This is a genomic window from Bacillus cereus group sp. BfR-BA-01408 (assembly GCF_022663305.1).
GTDB lineage: Bacteria > Bacillota > Bacilli > Bacillales > Bacillaceae_G > Bacillus_A > Bacillus_A pacificus.
The window spans coordinates 16,665-38,302 of sequence record NZ_JAKUFF010000036.1; the positions used below are offsets into that span (position 1 = coordinate 16,665).

Genomic DNA, 21,638 nt, shown 5'->3' on the forward strand with positions numbered 1-21,638 from the left:
GCGAAAAAACTCCTTATTTATTTTTACGCCTTTTTCTCCTTTTGCATATACATAAGAAAAAGGAGGGATAAAGATGGGGGTTGTTGAAACTGCTGAGTGGTTACATTTATATTATGGACGGCCAGAAAAGCTGTGTGAGAAGTTTACGAAGTATATCCCGCTGCCAAAAGAAAGATTGTATCGCTTTTTAATTTCTAAAGGTATGTATCGCCCCGTTATGCGAGGAGAACGAGAAATTAAAGAGTTAGAGAAAAAGGAAGTTTGGAAAGAGTTACGCGCGGAGTATGAGAAGCTGAAAGATTGGCTAAAAGGTCCAGATGTCCCTGTCTTTATTTTATTATCAGATTCTTATAATCGAACGGTACAAGAAGAGTATAACGGCAGGGCTGGATTATCTATGCGTCACGTTATTTTCTTATTTGTATGTGGACGGAATTCGGTGGAAGAATTAAAAGTGTTACTAGCGCATGAATATCATCACATATGCAGGTTACATCAAATTGAGACGAAAGAAACGGAATATACATTACTTGATACGATGATTATGGAAGGTTTGGCTGAGCAAGCGGTAACGGAAAGATATTCAGAAAAAAACAATGCACCGTGGACGACGTATCTTTCAAAAGAAGAGGCTATATATTATTGGAAAAATGTTGTGCATGAAAGAATAAGTATAAAGCGAGGAACAAGGGAGCACGACATCTTATTAAATGGATTTCATTCTTATCCGAAGATGCTTGGCTATGCGCTTGGATTTCATATTGTCAAAGATTGTGTAACTTTGGAAGGAGAAGATACACTTTCTTTATTGCCTATAGATGCGAAAGAAATATTGAATAAAGCAAATACATTTCATATATAAAAAAACAGGAGCTCTCTTTCCTGTTTTTTTAGTATTAATAGAAGAAAAAATAATAATTAGAATATATTTCCTTAGGTGGAATAAAGTTAAGAAAAATTGAACATAATGATGGATACAAACAGTAGTGAAGTGAGGGGTAGTGAATGTTATATCTACATGATGTATGGGTAAATTGGTTTGAAGGTGAAGAAAATGGGTATAACGTTTGTCATTTTTACGAATGGCGGAAAGATGATACGATTGAGCTATTAGATCAAGTGCCATTATTAAAAGTAGATGCCACATTATATCATTACATCGAGAACGAATTGTTAGAGCTTCCGCAAAAAATGTTGGAAGACGTACATCATAAGGCTTATATTCGTAAAAATCATGAACGTTTGCAGCAAGAGTATTGCTTTGTAGTTACAGATGGAAAAGGAATTATTGCGATTGACACAATTGGTTACAATGTACCGATTCGAAAAAGTAGACTTATACCGCGCCAAGAGCAGATGGTATATGAGATGGTAGAAAACGTACAAGCAGAAAAGTATGAGTTCCAAGTAGAAGAAATAGAAAAAGAAAAAGAACATCATATTTTATCACCATCACCATTCATTATGAATGGCCTGACTCGTAAAGAAAGACAGCTTAAACAATTATTATTTATGGCGTTAGATCAATTACATACAACGAAAAACACAGCAGAAATTCGCTATTGGTTCACAGAGTGGGATCCATCAGCATACGGAATGGTTCAACATATGGAATTTGAAGATATTTGGGCTAAGCTGTATGAGGAAGCGAAAACAGGTTGGTCTGAGAAGCACGAACAATTATGCGAGCGTCTCGTAAAAGGACAACCATTTTTTGAAAAGTTATGGGAAATGGAAAACGAGCAAAAGGTAAATTAAAAAACCGCCAATCGGCGGTTTTTTTAATTTGGTGTAACTTATCTTCAGCAGCAAGCTCTTCGTGTCTAAGAACTGAACGAGCTGCCTCCGCTTTTATATGAAATCCAGCTCCAGCGGCAAGAATGTTCGGTGGCTTCGCACCTTCCTGCGAGGCAAAAAACGCCTCTCCGTCAGGAGCTCCATCCCCCTCACATTCTAAGCGAGCCGCTTCCACTTTATATAGAAATCCAGCTCTGGCTCCTAGCCCTTCGCGTCTAAGAACCTTCCCCACGAGAAGGTAAAAAGCACCTTCTGTGAGAAAGAACCTTAGCCGTCAGGGCTAAACAGTCGCCTCCGCTTTATATGTTACCTACGTTTTCTGCTTAGTCCCATTGCGTTTTCTACTTTGCGTAGTTGTTTGAATGCGACGCGGTTTGCTTTTTCGGCACCTTTGTCTAGAATTTCGTCTAGTTCTGGTGAGTTAATTAGTTCGTTATATTTGTCTTGGATTGGGCGAATCGCTTCTACGACTACTTGTGCTAGGTCGCCTTTGAAGTCGCCATATCCTTTTCCTTCGTACATTGCTTCGATTTCTTCAACTGTTTTTCCAGAGAATGAAGAGTAGATTGTTAATAAGTTAGAGATACCAGGTTTGTTTTCTTTATCGAATTTCACGATACCTTCAGAGTCAGTTACAGCACTCTTAATTTTCTTTTCAATTGTTTTTGGTTCATCAAGCATGCTAATCATTGATTTTGGATTCGGATCAGATTTACTCATTTTTTTCGTAGGCTCTGTTAGTGACATAACGCGAGCTCCTACTTTTGGAATGCGGATTTCAGGAATTGTGAATACTTCACGGAAGCGTTTGTTGAAACGCTCTGCTAGGTCACGTGTTAATTCCATATGTTGCTTTTGATCATCACCAACAGGCACGATCTCAGTGTTGTAAAGTAAAATATCAGCAGCCATTAATGGTGGATACGTTAGTAATCCAGCTGGTACTGAATCTCTACCTGACGCTTTATCTTTATATTGCGTCATACGCTCTAATTCTCCAACGTAAGCAACTGATTGCATAATCCATCCTAGTTGAGCGTGTGCCGGTACTTCTGATTGTACAAATAACGTAGCTTTTTCAGGGTCGATACCGCATGCTACATAAAGTGCAGCAAGACTGCGGATGTTTTTACGAAGCCCGACAGGATCTTGAGGTACTGTAATCGCATGTTGGTTTACAATACAGAAATAACAGTCGTGTTCATTTTGAAGCTCTGTAAATTGCTTCATAGCTCCTAAATAGTTTCCAAGTGTAATCGTTCCACTTGGCTGAATACCAGAAAAGATAACTGACATAATTAATTCCTCCTAAATTTGAATGCGTAATGGGGAAGAGAAGGCAAACAAAAAAAGCCCATTCATCCCAAAAAACTATAGGGACGAATGGACCGCGGTACCACCCTAATTATTTCACTACTGTGAAATCTCTCTAATCCATAATAACGTTTGGATATAACGCCAAAGCCTACTACTTTCGGTTCGGTTTGGAGCTCAAAAGCCCATTCCATACTGTACAATTACTTGTTCACACCAGCCACAAGCTCTCTGAAATTGCCTCAATATGTACTCTTCTTTATCATCGCATACATATAAATTTATTTATTGTTACCTGAGCTCTTTAAATATGAAAGAACTAAAGTTTTATAACAAAATGTTTTGCTGATTATTATATCATATGGGATAGTGTTTGCAAACTACATCAAAATAGTAAAGCTAATGAAGGTCGAGAACAACCCAAGAATGATACCGGTAATGCAAATTGGATACGTCCATTTGAATGAATATGTTTTATAAATACGTTCTTTCTTATCGACAGGTTCCTCTACTTCTTCAATTAAAGAGTCAATTTTTTTGTTCGTACCAAATACTCTTTGGAAGGCGTAAATTGTTACATTAAAAAATCCATTTTGAAATATGAATAAAAAACCGCCTATAAGAATAAAAAATAGTGCAATATAAAACGAGATGTTGACAAAATTCAACAAAAAATGCGATGAAACGAGGAATGCACCAATACTAGAAGCGATTATCGCTATGAAAATTAGTATACAAGTATGAAAAAAAACTTTATTCAAAATGTTCCCCTCCGTCAAAATATTACTAGAATTATTATACTATAAAAGCTATAATATGTACTAGAACTAATTTTTTGAAAATTATACGCAATTAAAGGTCTGATTGCAAGATGATGGTAGCAATGTTAACGTATCCCTTTACAAAAAAATAAAAATATAAACATTTTATTAAAAATTTTAACAAAAAAACAAAAAACTATATTCACAATTGTTATATTATATGTATAATGAAAATTGTAGAAACTTGGAGATTATTCTTTCAATTCTACTTTTTTACAAGTGAGGGTACAGGAAGTGCAATTAGGGGAGGCAACACAACATGAAGAAAAAGATACCGTTATTACTTGCATCGACGTTGACTGTCAGTATGTTAGGAGCTTGTAGTTACCAAAAAGAGGATAATAAAGCAGGCGCGAAAGAAAAATCCTCAAACAAGCAAGTGTTAAATCTAACTGAGACAGCTGAAATCCCAACTATGGATACGACGTTATCAACAGATGCAACATCTTCTAACATCATGAATAACACAATGGAAGGGTTATATCGTCTGGGGAAAGATGATAAACTTGTTCCGGGTGTCGCTAAATCTTATGAGAAATCAGAGGATGGCAAAAAGTATGTGTTTAAGTTACGTGAAGATGCGAAATGGTCTAATGGTGAACCTGTAACAGCGAAGGACTTCGTTTATTCTTGGCGAAGAGCTGTAGATTCAAACACGGGTGCCAAGTTTGCTTACATACTATTTGATGTTAAAAATGCGGAGAAAGTTAACAAAAAAGAGTTACCAGTTGAAGAACTTGGTGTAAAGGCAATTGATGATCATACACTTGAAGTGGAATTAGATAACCCTGTTCCTTATTTTGTAAGTTTAACAGTCTATCCAACATTGTATCCTTTGAATGAGAAGTTTGTAACAGAACAAGGAGCAAAATTTGGATTAGAATCCAATACGACACTTTATAATGGTCCATTCGTATTAAATGAATGGAAGCATGAACAAAGTTTCAAGCTTAAGAAGAATCCAACGTATTGGGAAAATAAAGAAGTAAAACTTGAGGAAATAAACTTCAATATTGTTAAGGATCGTTCAACTGCTATAAATTTATATGAAACGAAAGCAATTGATCGTGTAGTCTTAACATCAGAGTTTGTAGATAAATACAAATCAGATGCTGACTTTAAAACGATTAAGAGACCATCTACACAATTTATTCGCTTAAATGAAAAGAATAAATTTTTAGCAAATAAAAATATCCGAAAAGCAATTGCAATGTCCTTTGAACGTGAAAACATCGGAAAAGTAATCTTAAACGATGGTTCAGAGGGTATATATGGTTTTGTTCCGAAAGGCTTAGCAAAAGGTCCGAATGGAAAAGACTTCCGTGAAGAAAACGGAAAGCTTATAAAAGAGGATATGAAAGAAGCACAAAAATACTGGGAAGCTGGTAAAAAAGAACTTGGTGTAGACAAAGTAGAGTTAGAGCTATTAAACTTTGATACTGATGATGCTAAAAAAATCGGAGAGTATTTAAAAGGCCAATTTGAAAAGAACTTACCAGGTTTAACAGTTCCAACAAAAATGCAACCATTTGCACAAAAATTAAAACTTGAAGCAAGTGGAGATTATGCAATGTCATATGCGGGATGGAATCCAGATTATATGGATCCAATGTCATTCCTTGAAATGTATACGACAGGTAATGCGCAAAACAAAGTACATTACGCAAACCCAGCGTATGATGATTTAATTAAAAAAGCAAAAACAGAAGTTGATGTACAAGCTCGTTGGGATGCATTATTACAAGCAGAAAAACAACTGCTTGAAGATGCAGCAATTGCTCCAGTATATCAACCTGGAAAAGCATATTTACAACGCCAATCTATTACTGGCCTATTAGAACATAAATATGGCGGGGAATTTAGCTATAAGTGGGTTGAACTCAAAAACTAAAAATGGTTTCCATCATGAATAAGGGTATATGCCTATGATGGGCATGTACTCTTATTTTAAAAAAATAAAAGTAAGAATATTTAAAACTATCTTATTGCTTTTGAGAAAAACGGGGAGGTGCTTGACTATGGGACGTTATGTATTAAAACGTTTCGTGTACATGGCTTTGACATTATTTTTAATTACTACACTGACTTTCTTTTTAATGAAATTACTTCCGGGTTCTCCGCTTAAAAACCAGGAGAAGTTATCACCGGCACAAAAAGAAATCATTCTTGAAAAATATGGCTTAAATGATCCAGTACCAGTTCAATACGCACGTTACTTAGGTAACTTAGCAAAAGGTGATTTAGGGGTATCATTCCAATATGATAACCGTCCAGTAACAGACATGATTGTGGATCGCATTGGACCATCAGCACAACTTGGTTTACAAGCGATTATATTAGGAACATTTATCGGTTTAATTTTAGGAATCGTTGCGGCACTTCGTAACAATACGTGGGTCGATTATGGAGCGACAATTATTTCCGTACTCGGGATGTCGGTACCATCGTTCGTATTTGCCGCATTACTACAATATTTCGTAGGGGTAAAACTTGGATGGTTCCCAGTAGCATTCTGGAAAGGACCAGAGTTTACAGTAATGCCTACAATCGCTTTATCGATGGCAGTTATCGCAACAATCGCACGTTTCGCTCGTGCAGAGTTAATTGAAGTTATGCAAGCTGACTACATTTTAACAGCGAAAGCGAAAGGAATTAGCCAAGGCGTTATCATTATCAAACACGCCCTTCGTAACGCGTTAATTCCAGTTGTAACAATTTTAGGACCAATGGTTGCAGGGTTAATTACAGGTACATTAGTTATTGAGCAAATTTATGCTGTACCAGGACTAGGGGAACAGTTCGTTAAATCTATTACAGTGAATGACTATACAGTTATTATGGGAACTACAATTTTCTATAGTGCGATCTTCATCTTAGTTATTTTCATTGTTGATATTTTATACGGAATTATTGATCCTCGTATTCGTTTAGCGGGAGGGAAAAAATGATGAAAGATGTACAAAAATTATCTCCAGACTTATTTCAACAAGCTAATCAAAATAATGTGGATAATGAAGTCATTGCCCGTCCAAGCTTAACGTTTTGGCAAGATGTAAGAAGACGTTTGTTCCAACATAAAGGAGCAATGTTCGGTTTAGTTTTATTAACGCTTATTATCTTACTAGCAATCTTCGGACCGATGGTAAGTAAGCACTCGTATAAAGAGCAAGATTTAGGACGTGCAAAATTGCCACCGAAAATTCCAGTTATTGAAAATGTTCATTGGTTACCATTTGACGGTACAGATCAATATGGTGTTGACCAATATGAAAAACGTGATATTAAAGAGTATTTCTGGTTTGGTACAGATGATCTTGGACGCGATTTATGGACAAGAACATGGGAAGGTACACGCGTATCATTATATATCGCTCTTTTAGCAGCAGCAATTGACTTAATAATTGGGGTTGCATATGGAGGTATTTCAGCATTCTATGGCGGTAGAGTAGATAACATTATGCAACGTATTATGGAGATTATTAACGGTATTCCATACTTAATCATCGTTATTTTAATGGTAATCATTATGGGATCTGGTATATGGTCAATTACACTCGCAATGGCAATTACAGGTTGGATAGGGATGTCGCGTATCGTTCGTGGACAAATCCTGAAATTAAAAAATCAAGAATACGTATTAGCATCTCGTACATTAGGTGCAACAAATACACAATTAATTGTAAAACACTTAATCCCGAACGTAATGGGACCAATTATCGTAATGACAATGTTTACAATTCCAACAGCGGTGTTTGGTGAGGCGTTCTTAAGCTTTATCGGTTTAGGTATTCAGCCACCATTCGCATCACTAGGTTCTCTTGTAAATGACGGTTATAAATCAATTCAAACGTATCCGCATATGATGTTCATTCCTGCGGTTGTCATCAGTATATTAATTTTAGCATTTAACTTAATGGCAGACGGATTACGCGATGCGTTAGATCCAAAAATGCGTAAGTAAAAGAGGGGAGAGGCAAAGATGAAAACATTGTTAGAGGTAAAAGATTTACAAGTCTCCTTTGATACACATGCAGGTGAAGTACAAGCTGTACGCGGCGTTACTTTTGATTTGAAAAAAGGGGAAACATTAGCGATTGTAGGAGAATCTGGTTCTGGGAAATCAGTTACTTCTAAAGCGTTAATGGGTTTAATTCCGAATCCTCCTGGACGCATTAAAAATGGTGAAATCGTATTTGAAGGTCGTGACTTAACGAAATTAACAGAAAAAGAAATGCAGCAAGTACGTGGTAAAGATATCGCGATGATTTTCCAAGATCCAATGACATCATTAAACCCAACGATGACAATTGGAAATCAAATTATGGAGGGCCTTATTAAACACCAAGGGATGAGTAAAGCAGACGCACGTAAAGTTGCGTTGGAATTAATCGACCTTGTAGGTATTCCAAATCCAGAAGCTCGTTTAAAACAATATCCGCACCAATTCTCTGGTGGTATGAGGCAGCGTGTAGTTATTGCGATGGCGTTAGCTTGTAACCCGAAATTATTGATTGCGGATGAGCCGACAACAGCGCTAGACGTTACAATTCAGGCGCAAATTTTAGAGCTTATGAAGGACATTCAGCAAAAAACAGAAGCAGCAATCATTTTCATTACGCATGACTTAGGTGTAGTGGCAAATGTTGCGGACCGCGTAGCAGTTATGTACGCTGGTAAAGTTGTTGAAATCGGAACTGTAGATGAAATTTTCTACAACCCAAAACATCCATATACTTGGGGCTTAATCGCATCTATGCCAAGTTTAGATGGTTCAGAAGAAGAGTTATATGCAATCCCTGGAACGCCTCCAGATTTATTGAAGCCGCCAAAGGGAGATGCTTTTGCACCACGTAACCCACAGGCATTAAAAATTGATTTTGAAATGGACCCACCTTTATTTAAAGTAAGTGATACACACTATGCGGCAACTTGGTTACTTCATGAGCAAGCTCCAGAAGTAAAACCGCCGGCAGTCGTTGAAAAACGTATTCTTCAAATGAAAGCAGGTGAACAACATGACTAAACAACGTGAGAAATTAATTGAAGTAAAAAATGTAAAGCAGCACTTCGACGTGAGTGGTGGTGTTGTCAAAGCGGTTAATGATATTTCATTTGATATTTACCGCGGAGAAACATTTGGTCTTGTAGGAGAATCGGGTTGTGGTAAATCAACAACTGGAAGAACGATCATTCGTTTATATGATGCAACTGCTGGTGAAGTATTGTTTGATGGTGAAAATGTACATGGTAAAAAATCACGCGCGGAACTGAAGAAATTCAACCGTAAAATGCAAATGATTTTCCAAGATCCATATGCATCATTAAACCCGCGTATGACAGTAGGGGATATTATTGCAGAAGGTATTGATATTCACGGGTTAGCGAAAAACAAAAAAGATCGTATGGACCGTGTTCATGAATTATTAAACACAGTTGGTTTAAATAAAGAGCACGCAAACCGTTTCCCGCATGAATTCTCAGGTGGACAACGTCAACGTATCGGTATCGCTCGTGCACTTGCTGTAGAACCTGAATTTATCATTGCCGATGAGCCAATCTCAGCACTTGACGTATCAATTCAGGCACAAGTTGTAAACTTACTGAAAAAGTTACAAAAAGAAAAAGGATTAACATACTTATTCATTGCCCATGATTTATCAATGGTAAAATACATTAGTGACCGCATTGGCGTAATGTATCGTGGTCAAATCGTTGAATTAACAACAAGTGATGAGTTATATGCAAATCCAATTCATCCATATACAAAATCACTATTATCAGCAATTCCACTTCCAGATCCAGATTATGAGCGCAATCGTAAACGTATCGTATACGATCCATCTCAGCACAATTATGGTAGTGAAGAACCGACAATGCGTGAAATTCGCCCAGGACATTTCGTATTATGTTCTGAAGCGGAGTATAAGAAATATAAAGAGATTTATCAATAATAAAAAATCCATTCTTCTATCACGGAAGAATGGATTTTTTTACTATATAAAAGAGTTGTCAATATTTCTCGGTAAGTCGATATATTTAAAGAATCGCAGATATAAGTTGCCTATACGAATGACTACACCTTAATTAAACGAGTATTATTGCGCCTGAACAGAAACAATCTCCTCTTGTTCTTGAGGTTTAACAAGTGCATAACGTTCCCACGCTCTACTTTTCCAGCGGAAGAACATAATAATAGCACGTGTCCATTCATCAATAGCAATTGCTAGCCAAATACCAACGAGCCCCATATCTAAATGGAAGGCAAAAAAGTAGCCGAGTGGTAAACTCATTAACACCATAGAAAATGCGCCGATTAAAACTGGGTACTTTGCGTCACCAGCTGCGCGAAGTGAATTGATGATGACGATGTTCATCGTACGTCCTGTTTCAAGTAGTACACTTAGTAAAAGAACGCTTGCACCTAACGAAATAATGTGCGGATTATCTGTAAATAGTCCCATTAATTGTGTGCGGAATGTAATAACGAGAGCAACCATACATAAAGTGACACCAATCGCCCACTTTACACTTTTCCATACACGTTCATACGCTTCATCTTTTTCACCACCGCCAACGAGGCGCCCAATAATAATAGCTGTTCCCATACCGATTGCAATAGCGAATAAATAAGTGAACATAGAAATGTTCGTAGCGTATTGTCTAGCCGCTAACGATTCCGTTCCTAAATATGTTGCATAGTATAAGAAGACAATTTGGCAAGCTTGATACATAACCTGCTCAAATGCAGATGGAATCCCAATCTTTAAAATTTTTCCGATGTATTCTTTTGATAAGGTGAAGTAGTATTGTAATTTCACACGGTACTCCATAACGCGGTACAGTAACCAGAAGAAAACGATAAGCGCGATTAGCCTGCTGGCAGCAGAAGAAATGGCAGCCCCTTGTACACCAAGCTCTGGAAAACCAAATTTCCCGAAAATGAGTACGTAGTTTCCAGCGATATGAATAATATTCATTCCAAGTGAAATAAACATCGCTTGCTTTGTGAAGCCATGTACGCGGATAATTGCGGCTAATGAATTAATAATAGCTTGAAGGAAAATAGCTCCTCCGACGATAGATAAATAGCTCTGTGCATACATAAGTACATCGCCTTGTAAGTTCATCGCCATCATCATATGTTTTGAAAATAAAAGAAAACCAGCACTTATAACGAGTCCGACCACTAAATTTAATGTGACGGCTAAAGCTGATATTTTAGATGCTTCCATAAAACGTTTGGAACCGAGGTATTGAGATACGACGATAGCTGCGCCGTTCCCGATGACTTCTAGTACCAAAATAGCGATATGGAGATATTGATTCGCTGCACCAACCCCAGATACAGCATCGTCTGATAATGCACTTAACATGAAAGTATCAGCGATCCCCATTAACATAAATAGAAAAACTTCTAGAAAAATAGGCCATGTTAATAAGAATAAACTTAATTTCTCAGTGGGCCCGTTTTTTGCCTGAATTGCTGTCATGTCCGTCCCCTCTTTACCGATATCTATTTTTAGCAAAGTGTATCGTAACATACTTTCTTAACCTTTGCACTCATTTTAACCTACATATCTTTATTATGAAGGGAGCGCTATTTTATGATAAAAACAGAAGGATAATTATGCAGAAAGTATTATAGAATATAAAATTTATTTTTATCTAATAATTTAGAAAAATATAAAAATAATTATTTCTGACATTTCAGTAAGGGAAATCAGCAATATGAAACGTTTACAAAGGTTTATTTTTTAACAGAAAATTTTAATAAAATAGAAATATAAATATACAAAAAATATATTTGTGTGTATAATATGAATTATTGGAACATATATATATTTCTATTTGTTTGAAAATGAAAGGGCTAACATTTTTGTGGAGGGTGGAAATATGAAAAAAAAGATGCCAGTTTTTGTAGTATCAACAGTAGCGATGAGCATGATGTTAGGGGCATGTAGCTACCAAAAAGATGAACCGCAAGCGAACGCAAAAGGGGATAGCGGGAAAAGCGGTGCGAAGCAAGTTATTAACTTAATTGAAACACAAGAGATTCCAACGATGGATCCAGCGTTATCAGCTGATGCAGTTTCTTCAAGAGTAATGACTAATACGATGGAAGGCTTATACAGTTTAGGAAAAGATGATAAGCTAGTTCCTGGTGTAGCGAAGGAATTCAAAAAGTCAGAAGACGGTAAAAAATATACATTTACATTACGTGAAGACGCAAAATGGTCAAATGGTGAGCCTGTGACAGCGAAAGATTTCGTATACGCATGGCAAAGAGCGATTAACCCAGATACAGCTGCGAAATCAGCGTACATTATGTATGATATAAAAAATGCAGAGAAAATTAATAAAAAAGAGATGAGTCCGGACCAATTAGGGGTAAAGGCGATTGATGATTATACATTAGAAGTGGAATTAGATAATTCCATTCCATATCTTGTAGATTTAATAGTATATCCAATCTTCTATCCTGTGAATGAAAAGTTTGTGAAAGAGCAAGGTACGAAGTTTGGTTTGGAAGCGAATACAACACTTTATAACGGACCATTTACATTAAGTGATTGGCAACATGAACGTAGCTTTAAAATGACAAAGAGCGCGTCATATTGGGATAATAAAGAAGTGAAGATTGAGGAAGTAAACTTTAATATTGTTAAAGATACGTCTACACCAATTAATTTATATGAAACAAACGCAGTCGATCGAGCGACGTTATTAGCGGAGTTCATCGATAAATATAAAGGAAAACCAGATTTCCAAACAGTAGAAGATACATCTGTATTCTTCCTTCGTTTAAATCAAAAAGATCCAGCGTTAGCAAATAAAAATATTCGTAAAGCAATTTCACTTGCTTTTGAACGTAAACCGTTCGTTGATACATTATTAAATAACGGTTCTAAGCCAGCGACAGGATTAATTCCTGATAACTTCATTAAAGGACCGGATAAAAAGGACTTCCGTGCTGTAAATGGAGATATTGTAAAACCAAACGTGAAAGAAGCGAAGAAATATTGGGAAGCTGGTAAAAAAGAGCTTGGTAAAAATGAAATCGAATTAGAGTTATTAAACGAAGATGTTGAATTATCGAAGAAAACAGGGGAATATTTAAAAGGTGAGTTAGAAAAGAATTTACCAGGTTTAACAGTGAAAATTAAACAACAACCATTCGCGCAAAAACTAAAATTGGAAGATGCGGGCGATTTCGTCATGTCATTCTCTGGATGGAGTGCAGACTTCCCAGATCCAATTACATATCTTGATATGTTTGTAACTGATGGATCACAAAATAAAATGAAATATTCTAATCCGAAATATGATGAGATCATCATGAAAGCGAAAAAAGATGGAAGCGATGTAAATGCTCGTTGGAAAAGCTTACTAGAAGCAGAGAAAATGTTACTTGATGACGCTGCGATTGTACCGGTATATCAACGTGGTAGAGCATACTTACAAAGAGATTCCATTAAAAATATGTACAACCATAAATATGGCGGCGATTTAAGCTTTAAATGGGCGTCAGTAGAGAAATAAGAAAAAAGCAGGTAATTGCCTGCTTTTTTTAATACGTACGTTTCTTATAAATACCTTTCCCGCCAACCTCGTTCCAGCCGGATTGTACATCCAAACTTTTATTAACAAACTTCATCTTTTCTTTTCCGCCAAAGAGTTTTTCACCAATGCTATTTGTAATGACACCAATCAATGCTGTTATTCCGATGATGAGGGCAGCAACAGTGACAAAATCAATAAAAAAAGCAATCATTTGCAAATTCCCCCTTTGCCTGTCTGTATTTTTATTGTATGAGATAAAAGATGAAAAAGAAAGAAATGTCAGAAAAATATTTAATATATTTTAGAAATCGTATAGACATGAACGAGAATGTTTGTTAAAATAAGAACAAACGTTCTTTTAATTCTCACTTATATAGTCTTACATTTCTTAATTGATTTATCAAAAAAAGGTAAGAAAACGTTCTCTTTTTCATAGAAAAGATTATGAGGAAATAACTATAAATCATATGAAAAATCTATGAAAAGCAAGCGTTAAGAGGGTTGAAGATTATTGTTAAAGAACAGATGAAGTAAGTGTGATTATGTTACATAGCAGTGAAATGCACGGAAGAGTTTTCTCAATTAGAAGGAAATTTACTGTATATTTCTTGCAAAATCTATTGTATAATGATTATAGAAGTTACTTATTAAAAGTAATTGTTGTTTACTAAAAGTTGTTGCTTACATGAAAAGCAATTTTTGCACTTTGTTTTAAGACAAGGTATCGCGAAAAATTGCTGAATTAAGAAATTTAAACTGTAATTAGTACAGAATTTGTACTCTTTAAGGAGAGTGAGCTTTGTATGGTAACATTATATAGTTCTCCAAGCTGTACGTCTTGTAGAAAGGCGAAATTATGGCTAGAGGAAAATCATATTCCTTATACAGAACGTAATATTTTCTCAGATCCGTTAACGATTGAGGAAATTAAAGAGATTTTACGCATGACAGAAAGCGGAACGGATGAGATTATTTCTACTCGTTCGAAAGTTTTCCAAGAATTAAATGTAAACTTAGAGTCTTTACCACTTCAAGATTTATATAAGATGATTCGTGACTATCCAGGGATTTTACGTCGTCCAATTATGATTGACGAGAAACGCCTTCAAGTAGGTTACAATGAAGACGAAATCCGCCGTTTCTTACCACGTACAGTAAGAACGTTCCAATTACGTGAAGCACAGCGTCTTGTAAATTAATTATAATAATATGAAAACCTTCTACCTATTATATAGTAGAAGGTTTTTTTTAATGTTTCACATTTCGTAATCGAACTCGTTGAACGATAAAACCGATGCATAAGATGGTGAAAATAAATAAGTAAGGAATGCCTGCAGTGAAACTTGGGTTGTTATGAAAAAAGGTTGCCAGTCTGTCTTCATGTGTGACCATTTTTCCTGCTGTATAAGCGAGAATTGCTGCCCCGCAATAAATGAGGAATGGAAAGCGTTCCATAAGTATTAAAATGAGTTTGCTGCCCCAAATAATAATCGGGATAGAAATGAGTAAACCGATTATTACGAGTAAAAATCTTCCGTGAGCTGCCCCTGCAATGGCGATAACGTTGTCAAATCCCATAACAAGGTCCGCGAATACAATTGTACGCACAGCTTGAAATAAAGTTGTTTTTCCTTGAATAGAAGAAAGATCGTTGCTATTATCAGTTAGTAAATTTACTGCAATGAATGTAAGTAAAATGCCCCCGATAAGTTGCAGAAATGGAATGTCGAGCAAATAGACAGCTAGTATAGTAAGGATAATTCTTAGTACGATTGCTAAAAGAGTACCGATCAAAATAGCTTTATTTCGTTTCGATTCAGGTAAATTTCGGCTAGCTAGTGCGATGACAATTGCGTTGTCACCACCTAATACAACATCGATACCGACAATCATTAGTACAGATGTTAAAAACTCTAAGTCCATTCGTCTGCCTCCATTTATGATGTTTTAATAAGCGAACTATATGTATGTGGTGAAAAGGACTAAAGCATCTTCTCTAATAAAAGTTTCACTTTATTACAGTGTACGGGGGAAGATGGAAATGTATGTCCAAATTTTTTATAAGTGAGTAATCGCCACAATGATATATTTGTGTATACCATTGAATGAAGATAGGTATATAACTATTTTTGTAAAATAAATCGATTTTATTTCCATTCTGGAGAATCTTATCATAAAATGAGAGTACAAGAATCTATTGATTTGTCATATGAGTGGGGAATCCCTTCATAACAATTCTAAGCAGGAAGGGAGAGTTGTATTTTGGATATTGAAAGAATTAATGATCATACGATGAAATTTTTTATTACGTACATTGATATAGAGGACAGAGGCTTTAATCGTGAGGAAATTTGGTATGACCGCGAAAGAAGCGAAGAGCTCTTTTGGGAAATGATGGACGAAGCTCGTGATCATGACGATTTCTTTATTGATGGGCCGTTATGGATTCAAGTGCAAGCAGTCGATAAAGGGATTGAAGTACTTGTAACGAAAGCAGAACTTTCAAAGGATGGACAAAAGCTAGAACTACCAATAGGTGTAGATAAAATTATAGACATTCCTCTAGATGAAGGTATTGAATCATTATTCCAGCAAGAAGTAGTGGAAGAGGTAGAAGAACAAGCAGGTACAAACTTTAACGAAGATGGTACGTTTGGCTTTTTAATTAAGTTTAATGATTTTGAAGATGTCATTTCATTAAGCCACCGTCTTATCTTTGAAGATATAAAAGATGAGCTGTATTCATTTGAGGACCGCTATTATGTATATGTGGAATTCGATGAAGTGCTACATGATGAAGAAGAAATTGATCGCATTTTAAGCATTGTTTTAGAATACGGAGAAGAATCAACTTTAACAATTCATCGTGTAAGTGAGTATGGGAAACAAATTGTGAAAGAGCATGCGCTTGAAATAATTCGCAATAATTTTCCTGCTAAAACGTAGGCCGATTTCTGTAGTATGAAATCGGCTTTTTATATGAAGAATAGGAAAGCTTTCTTAGTAAGGAGGTAAGAGATGAAAAATACGTTAAAGTTGATTTTTTTTGTGTTACTATTGTTTGCATTATTTGTGTCATTACGTATGTTTATTGATGTAGCGTTTTATTCGGATGTAATTGGGATAAAAGATGTTTCGATTTTAGGTATTATTAGTATTTTATTTACGGTATCTGCATTTTTAATTGGCTGCGTTATTTTCTTAGAGAACCGTCATCCGTCAAAAACACTTACATGGCTCATTGTGTTAGGGATTTTTCCGGTATTTGGATTTTTCGCTTATTTATTATTCGGACAGAACTTTCGGAGGAAGAGAATGTTCCAAAAGAAGGCGTTGCTCGATGAACAAGCGTTTTTACAATATAAGGGGCATGAAGATTACGAAGAACGGATTTTGCGCAATCATAAGCATCAAGAGCTGTTATTTCGTTTAGCGGATCGCTTAGGCGCTTTAAATATTTCATTTCAAACTGAAACGAGAACATTAACAAATGGAGATGAAACGTTTCAGGCTATTTTAGATGGATTAAAACGAGCGAAACATCACATTCATATGGAATATTACATTGTGCGTGATGATAAGCTTGGAACAGAAATTAAAGATATTTTAATACAAAAATCAAAAGAAGGCGTAGTCGTTCGTTTTTTATATGATGCGGTTGGAAGTTTTAAATTATCAAAATCATATATTGAAGAATTAAACGACGCAGGTGTCGAAATGATTCCGTTCTTCCCTGTACGCTTTCCGATTTTAAACGATAAGATTAATTATCGAAACCACCGAAAAATCGTTATTATTGATGGAAATGAAGGATTTGTAGGTGGATTAAATATTGGTGATGAATATTTAGGGAAGGATAAGTACTTCGGCTTTTGGCGAGACACACATTTATATTTACGTGGTGAAGCTGTGCAAAGTTTGCAGCTTATTTTCCTTCAAGATTGGTTTTATATGACTGGTGAGGCTGTGCTAGCCCCTGAATATTTACAAGCGAAAGCAGTTGAGGGGGAGCATTGGGGAGGCGTGCAGCTCGTTGCAGGTGGACCGGATAATAAATGGGAAACAATTAAACATTTATATTTTGCCATGATTGCTTCTGCGCGGAAATCCATTTGGATTGCAACGCCGTATTTCATCCCGGATGATGATATTTTGTCCGCATTAAAAGTAGCGGCACTTGCTGGTATCGATGTTCGTTTGTTAATGCCGAGTAAGCCTGATAAGCGCACTGTCTTTTATGCATCAAGGTCATACTTCCCAGAGCTTTTAGATGCAGGGGTAAAGATATATGAATACGAAAAAGGTTTTCTTCATAGTAAAGTTGTCATTGTCGATTCTGATTTAGCTTCAATTGGGACAGCTAATATGGATATGAGAAGTTTTCATTTGAACTTTGAAGTAAATGCCTTTTTATATGATACAGATAGCATTCGAAAACTTGTTCAAGATTTTAAAGACGATTTAGAAGAATCCAGTGAAATTCACGTCGATCGTTTTCATAAAAGGCGTCTGCATAGAAGAATTGTTGAATCAACGTATCGGTTATTATCGCCATTATTATAAAAAGAGATGTCCGAAATTGGGACATCTCTTTTTTAAAAGGAATTTGTAATAAATTGTAGAATATAAGGAGCTGAAAGGGTGTGATTCCGATGTTTATCGCCAAAAGAGAAAACGGAGAGAAAATTCATCTACTCTATCATCATGATGAAGAGATTTTACATCGTATGCGGAAAAGGGAAAGCTTCGTTTGCATAGCTTGTGGGAAAAAAGTACTAATGAGATTAGGAAAACAAAAAAAGTGGCATTTTGCTCATAAGAAAGAAGATTCATGTTTAGCCTTTTATGAAGCAGAATCTATGTATCATAGGCACGGTAAAGAATTGTTATATAGATGGTTCAAACGTCAAAACTTTCATGTAGATATAGAGCATTATTTACCAGAGATTCAGCAGCGACCAGATATTTTCATAGAGAGAGCAGGGAGAAAAGTTGCGATTGAATACCAGTGCGCGAATCTCTCTATAGAACAGCTGTACAAACGAACCTATTCGTATTGGCGAGCTGGTATACAGGTCATTTGGATTATTGGTGGAAATCAATTGAAAAAGCACTCTGCCTATTGGGTGAAATTTTCCTCCCTTATGGCTTTCTCCTTACAATCTTATCCTCAGCCACTTCTTATTTTCTTCTGCTCGAAACAAAAATCATTTATGAAATGCGCGTTTCTCACTTCGTTTTCTACAAGCGTCTCTTTCTCACATATTATATATTTACCAACTGAAACGACTACTTTTGAAATGCTCTTTTCTTCTGTTCCTTTTCAAAAGGAGATATTAGAACGAGAATGGAAGAAGCGAAAGGACTATTTTCGAAAAAATGCTTTGCCTATTTGGAATTATAATCATAAATCACTATTACGCCTCTTATATCACTGTAAATGTACCCCAGCAAATTTCCCTTCTGAAATTGGTGTGCCGCTTCCGTCCTCATTTGCTTTTCAAACAAATCCATTTATATGGCAAGCTTTTTTATATATGAAGTGTATAGGCGAGCTTGCGGTAGGGGATTATATTTCCCTTCCATACGTGTGGAGTTATATAAAAAAGTATACGAAAAGGCGTATGCTCCCGTACTTTTCACAGCATATATGGAAAGTAGCAGTTACTGAGTATATGACATTTTTATGCTATACAGGTGTATTACGTAAAGTAGGGACTTATAAGTACCAGAAAATACGGGGGATAGTTATGGTAAAAACAGAGGAGGAAGTTATGAAATATGATGAAAGTAGTTTAGCGTATGCCTTATCTTTATTTGAGGCAAAGTACAACATGAGAGAAGGAAAAGCGGATATAATAAAGACTGATCGTGAAGGAATTACATAAGAAAAATCGAATTGTATGTAAGTAGAGATATTTAAAGGAGGGCTTAAAGCATGTCTGAACAAAACACAGCAAAAACATTACCGGATCGTAACGAGATTGAAGAATCAAGTACGTGGCGATTAGAAGATATTTTCCAAACAGATGCAGAATGGGAACAAGAATTCCAAGCTATTAAAGAGCTATTACCGAAGTTAACTGAATTTAAAGGGAAACTTGGTGACTCTGCGAACAATTTACTTGAAGCATTGCAATATGAAGATGAAATTTCAATGCGATTAGGTAAGCTATATACATATGCACATATGCGTTACGATCAAGATACAACAAACTCTGTGTATCAAGCGTTAAATGACCGTGCAACAAATTTATATTCACAAGTATCTAGTAGCACAGCATATATTGTGCCTGAAATTTTATCGATTTCAGAAGATACATTGCAAACATTCTTGAAAGAAAATAGAGAATTAAGTGTATATGAACATGCGTTAGAAGAAATTACGCGTCAACGCCCTCACGTATTATCTGAAGCGGAAGAGGCTTTATTAGCAGAAGCATCTGAAGTAATGAGTGCGTCAAGTAATACATTTGGTATGTTGAATAATGCGGATTTGAAATTCCCATCTATTAAAGGTGAGGATGGAGAAGAAGTAGAAATTACACATGGCCGTTACATTCAGTTTTTAGAAAGTGATGATCGTCGTGTGCGTGAAGATGCATTCAAAGCTGTATATGAAACGTACGGAAAATATAAGAACACATTTGCAAGTACGTTAAGCGGAGCTGTAAAGCGTAATAATTTCAATGCACGTGTTCGTAAATATGACTCTGCACGTCAAGCAGCATTAAGTAATAATAATATTCCTGAAGCGGTGTATGATCAACTTGTTCAATCTGTAAATGACAATTTACACTTGCTACATCGTTACATTGATATTCGTAAGCGTGCACTAGGGCTTGATGAGCTTCATATGTATGATTTATATACACCACTTGTACCAGAAGTGAAAATGAATGTGAAATATGAAGAAGCGCAAGACATGTTATTAAAGTCTTTACATGTACTTGGTGATGAGTATGTTGATATTTTGAAAGAAGCATATGAAAATCGCTGGGTAGATGTGTATGAGAATAAAGGAAAACGAAGCGGAGCATATTCATCTGGTGCATATGGAACAAATCCTTATATTTTAATGAACTGGCATGATAATGTAAATAATTTATTTACACTTGCTCATGAATTTGGCCATTCTGTCCATAGTTACTACACAAGAAAAACGCAGCCGCACGTATACGGGGATTATTCAATCTTTGTTGCGGAAGTAGCATCAACTTGTAATGAAGCGCTTCTAAACGATTATTTATTAAAAACGACAGAAGATAAGAAAGAGCGTCTATACTTATTAAATCATTATTTAGAAGGATTCCGTGGTACTGTATTCCGTCAAACGATGTTCGCAGAGTTTGAGCATATTATTCATAAGAAAGTACAAGAGGGACATGCGGTAACACCAGACATGCTAACGGAGATCTACTATGATTTAAATAAGAAATATTTCGGTGATGCTTTAGTAATTGATGAAGAAATTGGTTTAGAGTGGTCTCGTATTCCGCACTTCTACTACAACTATTACGTATACCAATACGCAACAGGATTTAGTGCAGCAACGGCTCTATCTAAACAAATTTTAGAAGAAGGGCAACCAGCAGTAGAACGTTACATTAATGAGTTCTTAAAAGCAGGAAGCTCAGATTACCCAATTGAAGTGCTGAAAAAAGCTGGAGTAGATATGGCATCTCCAGAACCGGTAAAAGAAGCATTGCAAGTATTTGAAGAGAAATTAAATGAATTAGAAGCATTATTATTTGAAGAGAAGTAATAGAAAAGACGAGGAATTTGCCTCGTCTTTTTCTTGATGTCATTTTGTCGATATTTGTCGAGAAAATAAATCGAATTGTCTTCTTTTTTCTAAACTAGAAGGCAGTTTTACAGTTCATTAAAACCCTTTAAATCGTTTTTTATGGTTGAAATAAGAGAGAGCGATGACAATGACTCCGAATAAAAGAGGAAAGGCAATCATTTTAGGAAAAGCTTGTAGTAGAGAGAGGATGTACAAGAAAAAAGAAACGATGACGGCTAGAATGATAAGTAAAATATACGTTTTTTTCATACAAAACACCTCCAAAATAGCTTTTTTATAGCTTATTCAAAAATGAAAACGTTTAGAATGTGACAAAAGTGTGAAATTCGACAAAAGGG

Annotated in this window: 19 protein-coding genes and 1 other annotated feature; of the genes, 13 read left to right on the forward strand and 6 right to left on the reverse strand. The window is 35.9% G+C overall.

Annotation, left to right across the window (positions count from 1 at the left end):
- Nucleotides 1-73 precede the first annotated feature (73 nt).
- Together MR083_RS15710 and MR083_RS15715 are read left to right on the forward strand one after the other, a co-directional pair.
- Complete coding sequence (locus tag MR083_RS15710) at nt 74-862, forward strand: DUF2268 domain-containing putative Zn-dependent protease (RefSeq protein ID WP_000539320.1); 789 nt, start codon at nt 74-76, stop codon at nt 860-862.
- A gap of 143 nt (nt 863-1,005) precedes the next feature.
- Nucleotides 1,006-1,758 carry a YjbA family protein gene (locus MR083_RS15715; protein ID WP_242269560.1) on the forward strand — a complete coding sequence of 251 codons (753 nt, stop codon included), beginning with the start codon at nt 1,006-1,008 and terminating at the stop codon, nt 1,756-1,758.
- Between the two features lie 345 nt (nt 1,759-2,103).
- Here the strand turns inward: MR083_RS15715 and trpS are convergent, their stop codons facing one another.
- Nucleotides 2,104-3,093 carry a tryptophan--tRNA ligase gene (gene trpS, locus MR083_RS15720; RefSeq protein ID WP_000110985.1) on the reverse strand — a complete coding sequence of 330 codons (990 nt, stop codon included), beginning with the start codon at nt 3,091-3,093 and terminating at the stop codon, nt 2,104-2,106.
- 76 nt (nt 3,094-3,169) lie between these two features.
- Nucleotides 3,170-3,386, reverse strand: a binding site (T-box leader).
- A 105-nt stretch (nt 3,387-3,491) separates the two neighbouring features.
- Complete coding sequence (locus MR083_RS15725) at nt 3,492-3,872, reverse strand: DUF3899 domain-containing protein (RefSeq protein WP_001044987.1); 381 nt, start codon at nt 3,870-3,872, stop codon at nt 3,492-3,494.
- A 319-nt stretch (nt 3,873-4,191) separates the two neighbouring features.
- On the opposite strand from MR083_RS15725, the gene MR083_RS15730 reads away from it, so the two are divergent.
- The 5 genes from MR083_RS15730 to MR083_RS15750 all read left to right on the forward strand — a co-directional run bounded on the left by MR083_RS15730 (nt 4,192) and on the right by MR083_RS15750 (nt 9,883).
- Nucleotides 4,192-5,823 carry a peptide ABC transporter substrate-binding protein gene (locus tag MR083_RS15730; RefSeq protein WP_046646762.1) on the forward strand — a complete coding sequence of 544 codons (1,632 nt, stop codon included), beginning with the start codon at nt 4,192-4,194 and terminating at the stop codon, nt 5,821-5,823.
- 127 nt (nt 5,824-5,950) lie between these two features.
- Nucleotides 5,951-6,880: an oligopeptide ABC transporter permease gene (gene opp3b / locus MR083_RS15735; RefSeq protein WP_000534165.1), complete on the forward strand. Its 930-nt coding sequence runs from the start codon at nt 5,951-5,953 to the stop codon at nt 6,878-6,880.
- Nucleotides 6,877-7,893 carry an oligopeptide ABC transporter permease gene (gene opp3C, locus MR083_RS15740; RefSeq protein ID WP_000974100.1) on the forward strand — a complete coding sequence of 339 codons (1,017 nt, stop codon included), beginning with the start codon at nt 6,877-6,879 and terminating at the stop codon, nt 7,891-7,893. Before opp3b ends, opp3C begins: the two co-directional genes overlap by 4 nt.
- A gap of 18 nt (nt 7,894-7,911) precedes the next feature.
- The gene (locus tag MR083_RS15745; RefSeq protein WP_000854346.1) at nt 7,912-8,955 is read left to right on the forward strand and encodes an ABC transporter ATP-binding protein; all 1,044 of its coding nucleotides are present in this window, start codon (nt 7,912-7,914) and stop codon (nt 8,953-8,955) included.
- The gene (locus tag MR083_RS15750; RefSeq protein WP_000166342.1) at nt 8,948-9,883 is read left to right on the forward strand and encodes an ABC transporter ATP-binding protein; all 936 of its coding nucleotides are present in this window, start codon (nt 8,948-8,950) and stop codon (nt 9,881-9,883) included. Before MR083_RS15745 ends, MR083_RS15750 begins: the two co-directional genes overlap by 8 nt.
- Nucleotides 9,884-10,027: 144 nt before the next feature.
- Here MR083_RS15750 and MR083_RS15755 read toward each other — a convergent pair whose 3' ends face one another.
- Nucleotides 10,028-11,473, reverse strand: coding sequence for an MATE family efflux transporter (locus MR083_RS15755; protein WP_041184457.1), 1,446 nt, complete (start codon nt 11,471-11,473; stop codon nt 10,028-10,030).
- Between the two features lie 352 nt (nt 11,474-11,825).
- Here MR083_RS15755 and MR083_RS15760 point away from each other — a divergent pair, with 352 nt between their 5' ends.
- Entirely contained in the window at nt 11,826-13,472 is a 1,647-nt protein-coding gene (locus MR083_RS15760) for a peptide ABC transporter substrate-binding protein (protein WP_242269561.1), read from the forward strand.
- Between the two features lie 28 nt (nt 13,473-13,500).
- On the opposite strand, the gene MR083_RS15765 is transcribed toward MR083_RS15760, so the two are convergent.
- Nucleotides 13,501-13,704, reverse strand: a complete 204-nt coding sequence (locus MR083_RS15765) for a hypothetical protein (protein ID WP_000559976.1) — start codon at nt 13,702-13,704, stop codon at nt 13,501-13,503.
- Nucleotides 13,705-14,296: 592 nt separating this feature from the next.
- Between MR083_RS15765 and spx the strand changes: the two genes are divergently transcribed.
- Complete coding sequence (gene spx, locus MR083_RS15770) at nt 14,297-14,692, forward strand: transcriptional regulator Spx (protein ID WP_000258267.1); 396 nt, start codon at nt 14,297-14,299, stop codon at nt 14,690-14,692.
- A 49-nt stretch (nt 14,693-14,741) separates the two neighbouring features.
- Here the strand turns inward: spx and MR083_RS15775 are convergent, their stop codons facing one another.
- Nucleotides 14,742-15,416: a TerC family protein gene (locus MR083_RS15775; RefSeq protein WP_000362602.1), complete on the reverse strand. Its 675-nt coding sequence runs from the start codon at nt 15,414-15,416 to the stop codon at nt 14,742-14,744.
- Nucleotides 15,417-15,755: 339 nt separating this feature from the next.
- Between MR083_RS15775 and mecA the strand changes: the two genes are divergently transcribed.
- The 4 genes from mecA to pepF all read left to right on the forward strand — a co-directional run bounded on the left by mecA (nt 15,756) and on the right by pepF (nt 21,258).
- The gene (gene mecA, locus MR083_RS15780; protein ID WP_242269562.1) at nt 15,756-16,439 is read left to right on the forward strand and encodes an adaptor protein MecA; all 684 of its coding nucleotides are present in this window, start codon (nt 15,756-15,758) and stop codon (nt 16,437-16,439) included.
- Nucleotides 16,440-16,511: 72 nt separating this feature from the next.
- Nucleotides 16,512-18,056: a cardiolipin synthase gene (locus MR083_RS15785; RefSeq protein ID WP_000799204.1), complete on the forward strand. Its 1,545-nt coding sequence runs from the start codon at nt 16,512-16,514 to the stop codon at nt 18,054-18,056.
- A gap of 80 nt (nt 18,057-18,136) precedes the next feature.
- On the forward strand, nt 18,137-19,381 hold the full coding sequence (locus MR083_RS15790) for a competence protein CoiA (protein WP_000612701.1): 1,245 nt from the start codon (nt 18,137-18,139) through the stop codon (nt 19,379-19,381).
- 50 nt (nt 19,382-19,431) lie between these two features.
- Complete coding sequence (pepF, locus tag MR083_RS15795; RefSeq protein WP_000003391.1) at nt 19,432-21,258, forward strand: oligoendopeptidase F; 1,827 nt, start codon at nt 19,432-19,434, stop codon at nt 21,256-21,258.
- Nucleotides 21,259-21,375: 117 nt separating this feature from the next.
- On the opposite strand, the gene MR083_RS15800 is transcribed toward pepF, so the two are convergent.
- On the reverse strand, nt 21,376-21,549 hold the full coding sequence (locus tag MR083_RS15800; RefSeq protein ID WP_000754593.1) for a hypothetical protein: 174 nt from the start codon (nt 21,547-21,549) through the stop codon (nt 21,376-21,378).
- Nucleotides 21,550-21,638: the final 89 nt, after the last annotated feature.